Genomic DNA, 13,381 nt, shown 5'->3' with positions numbered 1-13,381 from the left:
GGAGTCTCCGGCATGTGGTGGGGCTTCCGGGTCGGGCCCCGGTGCGGAGGCCTGAACCGGCGGGGAGCCCCGGGCCCGGTAACACCCGTTACGCCATACTAAGTGTTCTTCGGCCGTTCCGCGTGTCGCTCCGCCCGAACGCGGGCATCCGGACTCTCAGGGCCTTCGCCGGTCTCGACCGCATCCTCATTCGTCAGCGTGGAATCGCCGAAGAGGATGATTATTTAGCAGACCATATGCGCGTCGAAGTCTCGGGTCACGATCCGGTGCTATCACTGTCGACCCAGTGTCCATCAATCGTGAGAGTGCTATGAAACTGATCTCCAAGGTATTCAGGCAGCCGAAGAGCTCGGCCGACGAAGTGATGCTGCGGCTCCTCGAGGAAAGCGCGGAGGACGCGGGGTACTGGGCCGGCCGCATGCCGCGGGAAGCCGCCGGGCTGGTGCGGAAAGTGCGGATGTACACCCTGGCCTCGGCGGGGCTCAGCCTCACGGCGGGACTGCTGGTCTGGCCCGCGATCGCCGAATCCTCGCAGTTCGGCGCACAGGTGGTCGTCTCCGCGCTGTCGGGATTCGCCGCACTGGTGATCGTCGCTCCCCACGCCAGCGGCCTGAGCGACCGCGCCGACGAAGCCATCAAACTGTGCAGCGCCTACAGCGCCGTCTACGGCGATCTCCTGGCCGCGAAGGGCCGTCTCGATTCGGGATCCACGGCCGACTTCTCCCACGCGGCGGAAATCTTCCGGCGGTTCCAGCACATCCAGGAGCGTAAGGACGCCCTCGGGCTCCCGGCCGGGAACGGGCGATTGGCGGGCACGATCGCCCGGGTCAAGGGGACCGGGCGACCGGAACGGATCATCGCCGGCACGGTGCGGAGGGCCGAACTCCCGTTCATGCCGTACGCCCTGGAGAACAGGTCGGCGGGGGACCGGGAGGGCAGGGTGATTCCCGCCGCGATCGAGGGCGCGCCGGCGGGCGGGCGGACGGACGCTCCGGCGCCGCCCGAGCCCGACGCGTCGACACCCAATCCCAACATCCCCTCCCCGCCTCAGGTCCGCAGCCGCGGAGCGGCACTGGTGGCGAGCCTGCACAGGAGATGACTCGTGGTGTGAGACCGCTTCCACCCCCGCGGTGACCCCGCGCCGTCCTCGACCTTCCGGCGTACGGGAACCATCGCCGCGCCGCATGTCCGACCGCGTACCGAACCGCTCGCGAAGGCCCCCGTTCCCGGAACGGGGGCCTTGGTCATGGAACCACCGGTTGCCCCGCGCGGCCGCCGGGCGCAGGCGCCGGTCCGGACGTGGGGCGGGGCCGTCCGCGCCCCACGCGAAGAGCCCGGCCACCGGCACGCCGGGGCAGGCTCGTGGGCCGGCCGCTACGACCGGTCGAGCCAGAGCACGATCCCCGTCAGGTCGTGGAGCACCGCCGCCACACCCGCCCTGACGGCGGCCGAGCAGCGCCGCTCCGTGAACGAACCCGCGTCGTAGGTCGACGACATGCCGAGGCCCTCGCCCCGGAAGGACGCCCCCGACCAGTCGACGGCGGTCACGTTCGCGGTGGGCTCGGCCAACTCCGCGCCCACGACGAGGAACTGCTGCGCGAGATGGTTCGGGGTGACCATCGCGAGGGGGTCGATCAGATCGTTGCCCGCGCTGATCACGAGGTCCGGTCGCATGGCGAGGGCCCTGGTGGCGCTGGGGACGAGGTCGGAGGGACCCGAGGCGGTGATGGTGCGCAGCGAGACGTGTTCGGCTCGGGCCCAGGACCTGACCGCGGTGACGAGAGTCCGAGTGGGACGGTCGTGACCGGAAGTGAGCAGGACGACCCGGTAGTCCTTCGGCGGGTGGACGCCGTTCCAGGAACCGGGCCGTGGCGTGGTGGTCGCCTCGGGCTGGGGCCGTCGGGCGGCGTCGACGAATCCGGCGCCCAGGGCACCCACGGCGGTGGGCCTGGGGTGCGGACGTGACCAGTCGTCGCCGGCACCGCATCCGGTGACCAGCGCGGCGACCGCGGCCAGTGCGGCCAGGGCGCTGAGCGGGGGGCGCAAGGTGATCGTCCTTCGGGTGGTGGCGGGCGGTACACCCCCATCCTGCTGTGCCGGCGCGTGGGTTCCCGCCCTCGAAGGCCCCTTCCGCACGCTTGTTCTTGTGGGGTTCGCCGATGTGGCGGCGCGAGTTCACCGATGACATGGACGGTGCACGGGCAACCCGAAGGAGCACCATGTCACGACTGTTCCGCCGCGCCCTCCTCGCCCTCGCCGCAGCGGTGATCACCCTTCTGTGCGTCGGCGGCCCGGCCGCGGCGCACGGATTCAGCTCGACCGTGTACGTCCATGTCACCGAAGGGGACGGAGGCCGCCTGCGGACGGCCGTGGACGTCGAGTACGACCTCTTCGTCGTGTCCGCCGCCGACTCCGGGCACGACGATCCGCTGTTCCGTTCAGGCACCGCCGCGTTCGACGCGGGCGACTCCGCCCGGCAGGCCGAGGCGCTCGACGCCCACGCGGGCTCGGCCGTGAAGTACGTGACCGACCGGTTCTCGGTCACCTCGGGTGGGACGGCCTGCCGGGCCACGCGCACGGGTGACTTCACGATCGGCCGCCGTGAGGACGTGCCCTACGCGGGACTGGTGCTCGACTGGTCCTGCCCGGCGGAGGGCGACGACCACGTCGTACGCAGCGCACTGTTCCCGGACGGCGAGCACTACGTCCGCGACGCGAAGACGATCGTCACCTACGAGGTCGGCGACCGTTCGGGCAGCGCGGCGCTCGACGGGGAGCATCCCTCCTTCTCGATCTCGCAGTCGTGGTACGAGCGGTTCTGGGAGTTCTTCCGCCTGGGCGCGGAGCACCTGTTGACCGGCATCGACCACATCCTGTTCCTGCTGGCGCTGATCGCCGGTTCGCGGCGCCCCCGCGAAGTCGTCCTCGCCGCCACGAGTTTCACCCTGGCGCACTCGGTGACGTTCCTGCTCGCCGCCCTCGGAGTGGTGGACGTGCCTCCGGCGGTGGTGGAGCCGGTGATCGCCCTGTCCATCGCGGTGGTCGCGGGCTGGTACCTGTGGCGCGTGTGGCGGCGTGGTGTCGAAGCGGCCGACCTCGGGACAGCGGGGGAGGGCCACTTCGGCCTGGACCGCGCGGGCTGGACCCGGTTGGGTGTCGTGTTCTGCTTCGGTCTGGTGCACGGGCTGGGATTCGCGGGCGCGCTGGGCATCCACGACGCGTGGTCGTGGACGCTGCTGTGGTCGCTGCTGGTGTTCAACGTGGGTATCGAGGCCGTGCAGTTGGCCATCATCGGCCTGGCGTTCCCGGTGCTCGTCCTGATCCGCCGTCAGGCGCCGTGGGCCGGCCTGTGGACCACCGGGACGATCTCCGCGGGTGTCGCGGCGATGGGCCTGGTGTGGTTCGTGCAACGTGTGTCCGCTGTGTGAGACCAGCCCAGACATCCTGCGCTGTTCAGACAACCCGGAGATCGCATTTAACTTTTCTTTACCCGGGACCGCGAGCTTGACGATCTCCACACCATGCACATCTCCGGTGCACAGAAGGAACACAGCAATGAGATCGAACCACTCCGCGCGGACCTCCGAGCCCGCGCAGCGCCGGGTGGCCCGAGGGGCCGCCGCGGCATTCCTGGGTCTGACCGTGGCCCTCGGCTCCGGCCTGGCGGCAGCCCCGGCCGAGGCCGCCGGCACCGACGCGGTCACCGGCATCGTGCTGGGCGTCGGCGCCAACGAGTCGCAGCGCACGGTCACCTGGTACACCTCCGCCGACACCGCGCAGAAGGTCCAGATGGTCCCGACCGCGCAGCTCGCCGGTGGCGAGTTCCCGGCGAACGCGGCGACCTTCGACGCGACCGGCGCCGCGAACATCGCGACGAGCGGTGGCTTCAACCGGCACGCGACGATCACCGGCCTCAAGGAGAACACCGCCTACTCCTACCGGGTCGGCACCGAGGGAAACTGGTCCTCGGCGTACTCCTTCAAGACGCAGGACTTCGAAGGCAACTACGACTTCCTGTTCTACGGCGACCCCCAGATCGGCTCGTCCGGCGACCTCGCCAAGGACCAGGCCGGCTGGCAGGACACCCTGGACGTCTCGCTGGCCGCCAACCCGAACGCCGAACTGCTGGTGTCCGGCGGCGACCAGGTCGAGACGGCGAACACCGAGTCCAACTGGAACTCGTTCCTCGCTCCCGACAAGCTGCGCCAGTACCCGTGGGCCGCCACCATCGGCAACCATGACGTCGGCGGCAAGGCGTACGAGCAGCACTTCACCACGCCGAACACCGACCGCTCGGGGTCGTACTACTCCAACGGCAACCCGACGTCGAACACTTCGGGCGGTGACTACTGGTACATCTACAAGGATGTGCTGTTCATCGACCTCAACAGCAACAGCTACAACCCCGCCACGGGCGGCGGCGGCGACGCGGCGCACATCAACTACGTCTCCGACGTCATCAACAAGCACGGCTCCGAGGCCAAGTGGAAGGTGCTCGTCTACCACCACTCGATCTACTCGCCGGCGTCCCACGCCAAGGACGGCGACAACAAGACGCGTCGTACGGACTTCCCGACCACCTTCTCCAAGCTCGGCGTCGACCTGGTGCTCCAGGGTCACGACCACAGCTACTCCCGCAGCTACCTGATCAAGAACGGTGAGAAGGCGAACCCGGCCGAGCAGCCCGGTGCCGCCGACGTGTACCCCGGCCCCGGTGGCGTCCTCTACGTGACGGCCAACTCCGCCTCGGGCTCGAAGTACTACGACATCACCGCTCCGGACAACAGCGGCACCAGCGGCGCGGGCAACGGACCCGACCCGCTGAACCCGAAGAGCTACTGGTACAACTCGGTCCAGAACCAGGAGCACGTCCGCAGCTACGTCAAGGTCCAGGTGCGCAACGACAAGCTCGTCGTCGAGAACCTGCGCAGCGGCACGTGCGCGGCCCCGAACTCCGAGGTCGAGCACGGCCTGTCGTGCAGCAACACCACCGCCGATCAGCCGGTCGGCTCGACGGTCGACAAGGTCACCGTGCACCCGTTCCACGGAGACAAGCAGGACCTCCAGGTCAACGTGCCCAACCCGGCCCCGGGCGAGTTCGGCTGGACGATCGACGGGTACAACGGTCTGGTCGACCTCGGCACCGCCAAGGAGCAGGACGGCGACCACTTCACGGCGACCGGCAAGATCAACCCGCTTCTCGTCTCCGACAGCCGCCGTTCGCTCGCGCCCTGGTCCATCTCGGCCAACGTGAGCGAATTCCGGGACGCCGACAAGACGTTCTCAGGCTCCAACCTCGGCTGGACGCCGTTCGTCCTCGACGGCGGCGCGGGTGCCAAGGCCGGTGACCCGGTGGTCTCCGGCTACGACGACCACGGCCAGGGTCTGGCCCTCTCACGTCCGCTCGGTTCCGCCGAGCAGGGCCACCCGCGCGGCGAGGCCCGCCTCGGCGCCGACCTGGATCTGAAGATCCCGGACAGCGTCGAGAAGGGCGGCTACCGCGCCACCCTGACGATCACCGCGCTCAGCAGCTGATCCGACCCGTTCCACCGGGCGGGGTGGACACCTCACGGGTGTCCACCCCGCCCCCCTTCCAGGAGATCCCCGACATGCACCCGCCCGTATCGCGCCGTACGACCACGGTCACGGCACTCGTCCGCGCCGTCACCCTGACCCTGCTCATGGCCTGCGCGCTCGTCGGCCTGCGGGCCGACCCCGCCGCGGCGGCCGACGGCGACGTCACCTGGACGGTCAGGACGGCCGCGAACGGGTACGGCGACGACCGCTCCAGCTTCAGCTACGCGGTCAACCCCGGTGGCCGGATCAAGGACGCCATGGTCGTCGCCAACCACGGCAAGAAGCCACTCACCCTCGCCGTCTACGCCGCCGACGGGTTCACCACCGGCACGGGCCAACTCGACCTGGTGACCAAGGACAAGAAGTCGGTCGCCGTCGGCAGCTGGGTCCGGGCCGACCACGCCACCGTGGTGGTCCGCCCCGGCCGGTCCGCCGAAGTACCGTTCCAGATCGCCGTTCCCGGCAACGCCTCTCCCGGTGACTACGTGGGCGGCGTCCTCACCTCGCTGCGGCAGTCGGACGACGCGCAGGGCATCAACGTGGACCGGCGTCTCGGCATCCGGGTCAAGCTCCGCGTCAGCGGCGAACTGAAGCCCCGTCTCGCGGTCGAGGACCTGCGCGTGGACTACACCGGGACGGCCAACCCGTTCGGCACCGGCGACGCCACCGTCACGTACACGATCCACAACACCGGCAACGCCATTCTGTCGGCCCGTCAGACCGTCTTCACCACAGGGCCCTTCGGATGGTGGCGGACCGACGCGGGCACGGTCCCCGCGCCCCCGGAACTGCTGCCGGGCGAACACTGGAAGGTCAAGGTGCCCGTGCACGGGGTGACGCCGGGCATCCGGATGACGGCGACCGTGAACCTTGTCCCGCTGCTCACCGACGCCTCGGGCTCCACCACCTCGCTCAAGCCGGTCCTGGTCACGGCCGGCACCTGGACGGTTCCCTGGTCGCTGCTGCTGCTCGTCGTGCTGCTGGTCACCGCGGCGGTCGGCGGCGTCCTCCTCGTGCGCCGCGGCCGGGCGCGGCGCACGCTGCGCGAGGACGCCCGCGTCCGCGACGCCGTCGCACAGGCACTGAACTCGAAGAAGCGAGAGGTCGGGTGAACGCGTCCAGGTCCGCCCCCCCGTATCGGTCGGGGAGCGGACCTGGACGTTTCGTCATCTGCCGGGCCCGTGGCGGTGGCCGGGACGGTCACCGCGATCAGCCGGTCAACCGGTCAACCGCAGGTCAGCAGACCCACCTTCTGCTTGGCGGCCAGGACGCGATGAACGCTCTGGTCCACCTGGGCGCGGAAGGCCGCGCTCTGCGCCATCCGGGCCGTGACGGCCTTGGTCATGGCCGGAACCTGGTTCGGTTCGCCGGCCAGGACCAGATCTCCGCCCGCGGACAGGAAGTTCAGGGCGCGGTCGGCCGGTGCCACGGTCTTCACCGCCACCGCGTTCCCGAGGTCGTCCGAGACGACAACGCCCTGGAAGCCCATCGTCTTGCGCAACAGCCCCTGGATCACTGTGGAGGAGAACACGGCCCGATGTTTCGGGTCGATCTTGTTGTACGTGGCCAGAGAGATCATGACGAACGGGGCGCCCGCCTTGATGCCCGAGCTGAACGGGGTGAGGCTCGAACTCTTGGTCGTCGTCACCGTGTCCACCACATTGGCCGTGGTGTCGGTGTTGCCGCGAACGTTGCCGAGTCCCGGGAAGTGCTTCAGCGTGGCCAGCACGTTGGACTGGGCGAACCCCGCGGCGAACGCGTTGCTGTGGGGTGTCACCGCCGCGGCCGTGTGACCGTACTCGCGGTCGTACCGGCCGATCGGCGCGTTGTTCTTGCCGAGGCTCAGCGGGACGACGTCGGCGACGGGCGCGAGGTTCAGGTTCACACCGGCGGCCTTGAGCTGCTTCGCCCAAGTGGCGGCCTCGGCGCGAAGCTTCGAGGTCGACCAGCTTCCCTGCACCAGTCCGCTCGGGATGGTCGAGAACCCGGGGCCGGACAGCACCTGTACCTGGCCGCCTTCCTGGTCCGTGGACACCAGCAGGCCCACCCGGTGCTTCGACACCGTGTCGGCCTTCGCCTGGAGGCTGTCGACCAGGGTCTTGGTCGCCTTCGTACCGGCCTTGCTGCGCCCGGCGAGGAAGACCGACCCGACGTGGTACTGCCGCAGAACCTGGATCCGCTTCTGGTCGGGGGTCGAAGCGGTGATGCTGCCCATGAACAACTGGCCGACCCGCTGTGGCCCGGTCATCGCCGAGTAGACCTGGTCGACGCAACTCGCGGCCTGGCCGGCGGCTGACGCGTCCGGCGCGTGCGACGCGGCCGAAGGGTGCGAGGGATACGTCGCGCCCAGGCTCGCCGTCGCCAGTGACAGCGCCAGCAGCGGGATGGGCCACAGGAGCTTCCTGCCCCTCGAAGGGCGGGACGGCGCTCGCCGTGATCTATGGGTCGGCGCCTGCTGCGATGTCATGCGGAGCCCCTTCCGGTATGCCGGACCGCGGACACGGGCGCGCCAGTGCCCGGCCGTCGACGGCGGTCACGCGGCCGGCACGACTGAACCAGCACCACCAAACGTACATCGATCCGATCGCGTTCGCCTCTGCGGTGGTGTATCGGGCGGGTGAGGTGCGAGGACGTCCTGAGGAACCGGCCGGTGCGGAGCCCGATATGAGTGGTTTTGGTCAAGTCGGCCGGGAGGAAACGGAATTGAGTCCGTGCCCGACTCGATCGTGGGCGGCTGCCGTGATCGAGGTGGCCACGGTGGCTGTCACGGCCGTGATGACCCTGGTGACCGGGGTGGCTGTGACGGCCGCGGTGACCGTCATGGCCATGGCGGCCGTGGTGGTATCGGCGCCCGTGCCGGGTGTTCCGGGTCCCGTGGGTTTCGATGTTCCGTCTTGCCCGACTCGCCGCTCTCGGCCGTGCGAACGCGGGGCCACAACTGGGCGCGTGAGCAAGAGTTTTGGCTGAGCGTCAGATCGTCGTCCCGGTGGGGTGACCGGGGTGTGTGCGTCCGAACGGGTGCCTGCCGCGAGACTCCTGCGTGTCCGATATTCCGGATAAAGGGATTATCGGTACGTTCTCTCGCAGATCGGCTGCTTGGCCGACGTCTCAGAGATTGGGAAAGTGACATGACCACGCGCAACATTGCCGTGACTGCCGCTGTCGCGGCTGCTACGGCCCTCGTCGCCACGGGCGTCACGTACGCCTCGGCCGCCTCGGCTCCTGAGGCCGCCCCCATCGTCAAGCAGGTTGCTCCCATGGGTGGCGACAGCGGGCAGTCGAAGGGCAACGAAGGAGGCGACCGCGACCGCGGCGGCCGGGACCACTACGAGGGTCACATCGACTTCAACGAGCGTACCTACTCCGCCCAGAGCTGGGGCTGCATCACCGTCGTCAGCGGCCTCGGCTCGCGCAGCTTCAACGTCCGCAACGACAGCCACAAGACCGTCGAGGTCTTCCGCGGCGCGACCTGCGACAACGGTTCGCCCGTCGCGACGGTCGGCCCGTGGAGCTCCAGCAACGGTGTCATGCCGTTCCGTGTCCACGGTGGCGTGAAGGTCAAGAACGGCGTCGTGGGCAGCTTCCGCGTCGTCGAGGACCACCACCGCTGGTAGGGGCGACGTCGCCGCACCGTCCGCACCGCATGGAGAACCCGGCCCGCTGCAATCGGGCCGGGTTCTCCGGCTGCGGGCCTGCTGCGGACGTGGGTGAAGCGTCGAAGTGGCCACCGATGTGCTCAAGCGCCGAAGCGCCCGCCGCGGTACCGCAGTGCCGAAGCGCCCGCCGCGGTACCGCAGTGCCGAAGCGTCGAAGCGTCGAAGGGTCTGCCGGAGTTCGGGGTCGATGCCGCGTTCGAGCGGTTCGCCGTCCGGACTCCGCGTGAACCGGCCGTGGCCCGTCCTCCCCGGGGAGGACGGGCCACGCTGCGTCACCCCGGACCTACCGCCGGCGTCCCCGGCGTCCTGCCGGCGGGGTCCCATGGCGGCCGGACGCCACGCGGAGCGTGAACTGTTCCTGATTCAGGGGCCGTTGACGCCCGGGTCGGACCGTGTTACTCAAGGGTGACGCCCTATTGGACTAGACCTAGTTCGATCGGTCCGTCGTGCATCGGTCCACCCCTTCACCGCTTCGATCGCCGAAGGACCCCCCACATGATCCGTTCCAAGCTTCTCGCGACAACCGCCGCCGCGGGCATGGCCGGCATGCTCGCCCTGCTGGGCACCGGCAACGCCACGGCCGGAGTCCTCGCGGACCCGTCCGTGGCACCGGGCGGCAATTTCGACCTGTCCGTGTGGCAGCTCCAGGAGCCGGTGGGTTCGCCCGGTTCACCCACCACGATCCCGTCGTCCCGGCTCCAGGGGGCGAACGGCTTCCAGGACTCGTACTTCTACACGGACACCCGTGACGGCGCCATGACGTTCTGGGCGCCGGAGAAGGGCGTCACCACGCCGAACTCCGACTACGCCCGCTCCGAGCTGCGGGAGATGAACCGCGGCGGCAGTGCGGCGAACTGGTCGCTGAGCGGTACCCACCGGATGAGCGCGACCCTGCGCGTGGTGTCGGTGACCCAGAACGTCTGCGTCGGGCAGATCCACCTCGGCACCGGCGGCAGTTCGACCAAGCCGCTGCTGGAGCTGTACTACCGCGCGAACGGGGACATCGTCCTCGGCACGGAGAACTCGCCGTCCGGCGGCCAGACGGCACACCCGGTCGGGCATGTGCCGATCGGCAAGACGTGGAGCTACACGATCGGCGTCTCCGGCGGTCACACCATAGACCTGACGGTCAACGGCACCACCACGCACTACACCATTCCGTCGTCCTTCGACCCGTACAAGCAGTACTTCAAGGCCGGCTCGTACAACCAGTCGTCCTCGGACAGCACCACGAAGGGCGCGCGTGTCGCCTTCTACGGGCTGACCGTCTCCCACGCCTGAGCCGTCCGGGACGCACGCCGAAAGGCCGGGCGCGCCCGGTTCACGATGACGCTCGGCCGGGATGCCCGGCCGAGCGTCCTCTGTGTGCGGCGGTGTGCGCAGCCGTCACGCCCCGGCCCTGCCCGCCGAGAGGTCGCCCGACGCGCCCAGGGTCCGCCGCGAGGCGTACGACCCACCCCGCGGGGGCGCTGGTCCTGACGGTGGTCCGGGACTTCGGGGACTCCAGGGGCGGGGGAGGCGCCGGCTCGGACCCGCCGGTGCCGGGGGTCAGTCCGGTCGCGGACTGATGAGGAGCAGGGCGATGTCGTCGTTCTGCCGCGAGGGCTGCTGGGCGTGATGGACGAGCGTGTCGGCCAGGGCGTCCATGGTGTGGTGTCGGGCTTCCGAGAGCCGGACGGCGAGTTGTGCGGTCGTCTCGTCGATGTCTGCTCCTGGTGCTTCGACCAGTCCGTCGGTGTAGAGGGCGAGCACGGCGCCGGGCGGGAGCTGGATCTCGGTGGTCGGGTAGTCGGAGGTGGAGTCGATGCCGAGGAGGAGACCGGGTGACAGGCTCAGCACCTCGGTCAGTCCGTCGGGGTGGCGCAGGAGCGGCGGCGGGTGGCCGGCGGTGGCCATCCGGACGCGGTGGTGTGTCAGGTCGAGGTGGGCGTAGAGGCAGCTGGTGAAGAGCCCGGGGTCGAGGTCGGTGAGGAGGCGGTTGACGCGGGCGAGGACGTCCCCGGGGGGTGCGCCGGCGGCGGCGTGGACGGCGGTGCGGACCTGGCCCATGAGTGCGGCCGCGTCGGCGTTGTGGCCTTGGACGTCGCCGATCGTCGCGGCGACGGTGGTGGGGCCGAGGCGGATGAGGTCGTAGAAGTCGCCGCCGATGTCGATGCCGCGCGTGGAGGGCAGATAGCGGGCGGCCACGTCGAGCCCGGCGATGTCGGGCAGGGCCCGCGGCAGGAGGGCGGTCTGCAGACGGTGGACGAGGTGATGCTCGTCGTCGTAGACGCCGGCGCGGTCCAGGGCCTGCGCGAGCAGCCCGGCGGTGGAGGTGAGGATGGCGCGCTCCTCGGGCGGGAAGGGGTGGGGCCGGTCGTAGGAGAGCGTCCAGCAGCCGACCGGACGGCCGGAGGCGATCAGGGGCAGAAAGGCCCAGGCCGCCTTGTCCGTGAGCCGGAATGTCTCCGGGTAGGCCCGCCGCATCTCGTCGCGGGAGCCGAAGAAGCTCGGCACGCCCGCGGTCAGGGCCAGCGCGGGCGGGGTCGGTGGTACCGGCGCGGAGGAGGTCGGCGGGCCCGAGAGGGGGGCTCCGTCGACGCGGTCGATGGCCTCGGCGGCGTAGCCGCGATGGCCGATGACCCGCAGCCGGTCGTTCGCCGCGACGAAGAGGACCAGGCCCTGGGCGTTGAAGGCGTCCAGGAGCTGGTCCGCGGCCTGGTCGACCACGTCCTGCACGCCGACGGCTTCGGTGAGGGCGGCGGCCAGGTGCAGCAGATGGTAGAGACCGGCGGTCCGGCCCGGTGTGACGGACGCGGACGGGTGCGGCTCCGGGAACTCGCTGCCGTGGGGCGAGGGGGCCGGGGTGATGCGGATGCTGAGACCGGAGGCGTCCGGGTAGAGATGGAAGGACAGCTGCCGGTCCGGTGGGCACAGGGCGGTGAACGACGTCGGCCGGCCGCTGACCACCGCGGCACGGTAGCGGTCCTCGAAGACCAGTTTGTCGAGCCAGGGCAGTGCGTCGCACGGTCTGGCTCCCAGCAGGGCGGAACGTTCCGCCCCGACAAGGCAGGCGGCGGCGGTGGTGAGGTAGGCGATGTGTCCCGTCATGTTCAGTCCGCAGCAGCCGTCGGGGAGCCGCTCGGTGAAATCGGCCGCGGCCTGGGCCTCGGCCGCTCCGGTGGTACGGGTGGAGGACCCGGGCAGCATCCGTGGCTCAGGGCCGGGCAGGACCGGGTGCCCGCGGTCGGACGCCTGTTGCAGGAGAAGACCGAGGCGGTCGCTCCAGGTCTGGACCGCGTCGCGTTCCCGCAGGGCCAGCCGCGGGGGATGGGAGCCGGGCCACAGGAGCACCAGCCCGCCCCACGTGGTCGTGCCGGTGGCGATGGGAGCGGCGACCACCGCGAAGGGGTAGGGGAGCACGAGCGCGGCCCTCGGGTATCGGAGGGCCATCTCCTCCTGGCCGCCGATCCACACCAGGCGGCGTTCGCGGACGGCGTCCGAGACGGGGATCGGGTGGTCAAGACCCACCCGCGCCCAAGGGGCGATGATCTCTCGCGAGATCCCGCTCATCACCGACAGTCGCAGCTCGGTCTCGTTCGCGGTCAGCAGGTACACATGGCCGATGGAGGCTCCGGTCTCCAGAACGATCTGGGAGAGATAGGGGTCCAGCAGCTCCAGGCCGGATCCGGCCGCTGGGGGTATATCGCCGGAATTGTGCACATCCCCATCTTCCCTCAGAAGGATTCGGTGTCTCGGCCCGTCCACTGAGCGGCCCCGCCCCGCCCCCGCCCCGCCCCGTTCTCGGACGGGCGGGAGGCCGGCTCCAGGGCGTGAACGGCCCCGATGGCCGCGGGGCGGGCCGGGGCGGGGCCGGGCGGGCCGGGGCGGGGTCGCGCGCCGGCTTAGCGGTGGTCCGCCGGTCGGCGGCGCCGGGCGGAGACGATCCCGGACGGGCGCGGTGCGGTGCGGTGCGGTGCCGGACGGAAACGATCCCGCGCCGGTGTGCGGCGCCGGTGTGCCCGCGCGAGCCGACGTGACGTAGGTCATGGGATGACCCGTCCGATCTTGGAATGTGCGGGTGCCCGCCGCTGTTTCCGCGTTGAGGGCCCTGCCCTGTGCCGAGGGGGTGGCGGGCAATGGTGCCCGCCGGGTGACGGGAGCTGGAC

Annotated in this window: 9 protein-coding genes; 6 read left to right on the top strand and 3 right to left on the bottom strand. The window is 70.4% G+C overall.

What is annotated here, in order from left to right; translation table 11 throughout:
* The first annotated feature begins 310 nt into the window (after nucleotides 1-310).
* Nucleotides 311-1,099 carry a hypothetical protein gene (locus GFH48_RS06570; RefSeq protein WP_153287348.1) on the top strand — a complete coding sequence of 263 codons (789 nt, stop codon included), beginning with the start codon at nucleotides 311-313 and terminating at the stop codon, nucleotides 1,097-1,099.
* Nucleotides 1,100-1,374: 275 nt separating this feature from the next.
* On the opposite strand, the gene GFH48_RS06565 is transcribed toward GFH48_RS06570, so the two are convergent.
* Nucleotides 1,375-2,046: a type 1 periplasmic-binding domain-containing protein gene (locus GFH48_RS06565; RefSeq protein WP_153287347.1), complete on the bottom strand. Its 672-nt coding sequence runs from the start codon at nucleotides 2,044-2,046 to the stop codon at nucleotides 1,375-1,377.
* A gap of 173 nt (nucleotides 2,047-2,219) precedes the next feature.
* On the opposite strand from GFH48_RS06565, the gene GFH48_RS06560 reads away from it, so the two are divergent.
* The 3 genes from GFH48_RS06560 to GFH48_RS06550 all read left to right on the top strand — a co-directional run bounded on the left by GFH48_RS06560 (nucleotide 2,220) and on the right by GFH48_RS06550 (nucleotide 6,689).
* The gene (locus tag GFH48_RS06560; protein WP_153287346.1) at nucleotides 2,220-3,428 is read left to right on the top strand and encodes a HupE/UreJ family protein; all 1,209 of its coding nucleotides are present in this window, start codon (nucleotides 2,220-2,222) and stop codon (nucleotides 3,426-3,428) included.
* 127 nt (nucleotides 3,429-3,555) lie between these two features.
* Nucleotides 3,556-5,535, top strand: a complete 1,980-nt coding sequence (locus tag GFH48_RS06555) for a purple acid phosphatase family protein (RefSeq protein WP_153287345.1) — start codon at nucleotides 3,556-3,558, stop codon at nucleotides 5,533-5,535.
* Between the two features lie 38 nt (nucleotides 5,536-5,573).
* Nucleotides 5,574-6,689 (top strand): WxL protein peptidoglycan domain-containing protein, encoded by a 1,116-nt coding sequence (locus GFH48_RS06550; RefSeq protein WP_322746978.1) that lies wholly within the window; start codon nucleotides 5,574-5,576, stop codon nucleotides 6,687-6,689.
* A 113-nt stretch (nucleotides 6,690-6,802) separates the two neighbouring features.
* Here GFH48_RS06550 and GFH48_RS06545 read toward each other — a convergent pair whose 3' ends face one another.
* Nucleotides 6,803-8,044, bottom strand: coding sequence for a glycoside hydrolase family 3 N-terminal domain-containing protein (locus tag GFH48_RS06545; RefSeq protein ID WP_153287344.1), 1,242 nt, complete (start codon nucleotides 8,042-8,044; stop codon nucleotides 6,803-6,805).
* Nucleotides 8,045-8,705: 661 nt separating this feature from the next.
* Here GFH48_RS06545 and GFH48_RS06540 point away from each other — a divergent pair.
* Together GFH48_RS06540 and GFH48_RS06535 are read left to right on the top strand one after the other, a co-directional pair.
* Entirely contained in the window at nucleotides 8,706-9,191 is a 486-nt protein-coding gene (locus tag GFH48_RS06540; protein WP_153287343.1) for a hypothetical protein, read from the top strand.
* 537 nt (nucleotides 9,192-9,728) lie between these two features.
* Nucleotides 9,729-10,514, top strand: coding sequence for a polysaccharide lyase family 7 protein (locus GFH48_RS06535; protein ID WP_153287342.1), 786 nt, complete (start codon nucleotides 9,729-9,731; stop codon nucleotides 10,512-10,514).
* Nucleotides 10,515-10,781: 267 nt separating this feature from the next.
* Here the strand turns inward: GFH48_RS06535 and GFH48_RS06530 are convergent, their stop codons facing one another.
* On the bottom strand, nucleotides 10,782-12,935 hold the full coding sequence (locus GFH48_RS06530; RefSeq protein WP_153287341.1) for a SpoIIE family protein phosphatase: 2,154 nt from the start codon (nucleotides 12,933-12,935) through the stop codon (nucleotides 10,782-10,784).
* Nucleotides 12,936-13,381: the final 446 nt, after the last annotated feature.

Source organism: Streptomyces fagopyri, from assembly GCF_009498275.1.
GTDB classification, from domain to species: Bacteria; Actinomycetota; Actinomycetes; order Streptomycetales; family Streptomycetaceae; genus Streptomyces; species Streptomyces fagopyri.
The sequence above is the reverse complement of the archived record's forward strand: the minus strand, read 5'-3'. Positions and strand labels throughout refer to the sequence as shown.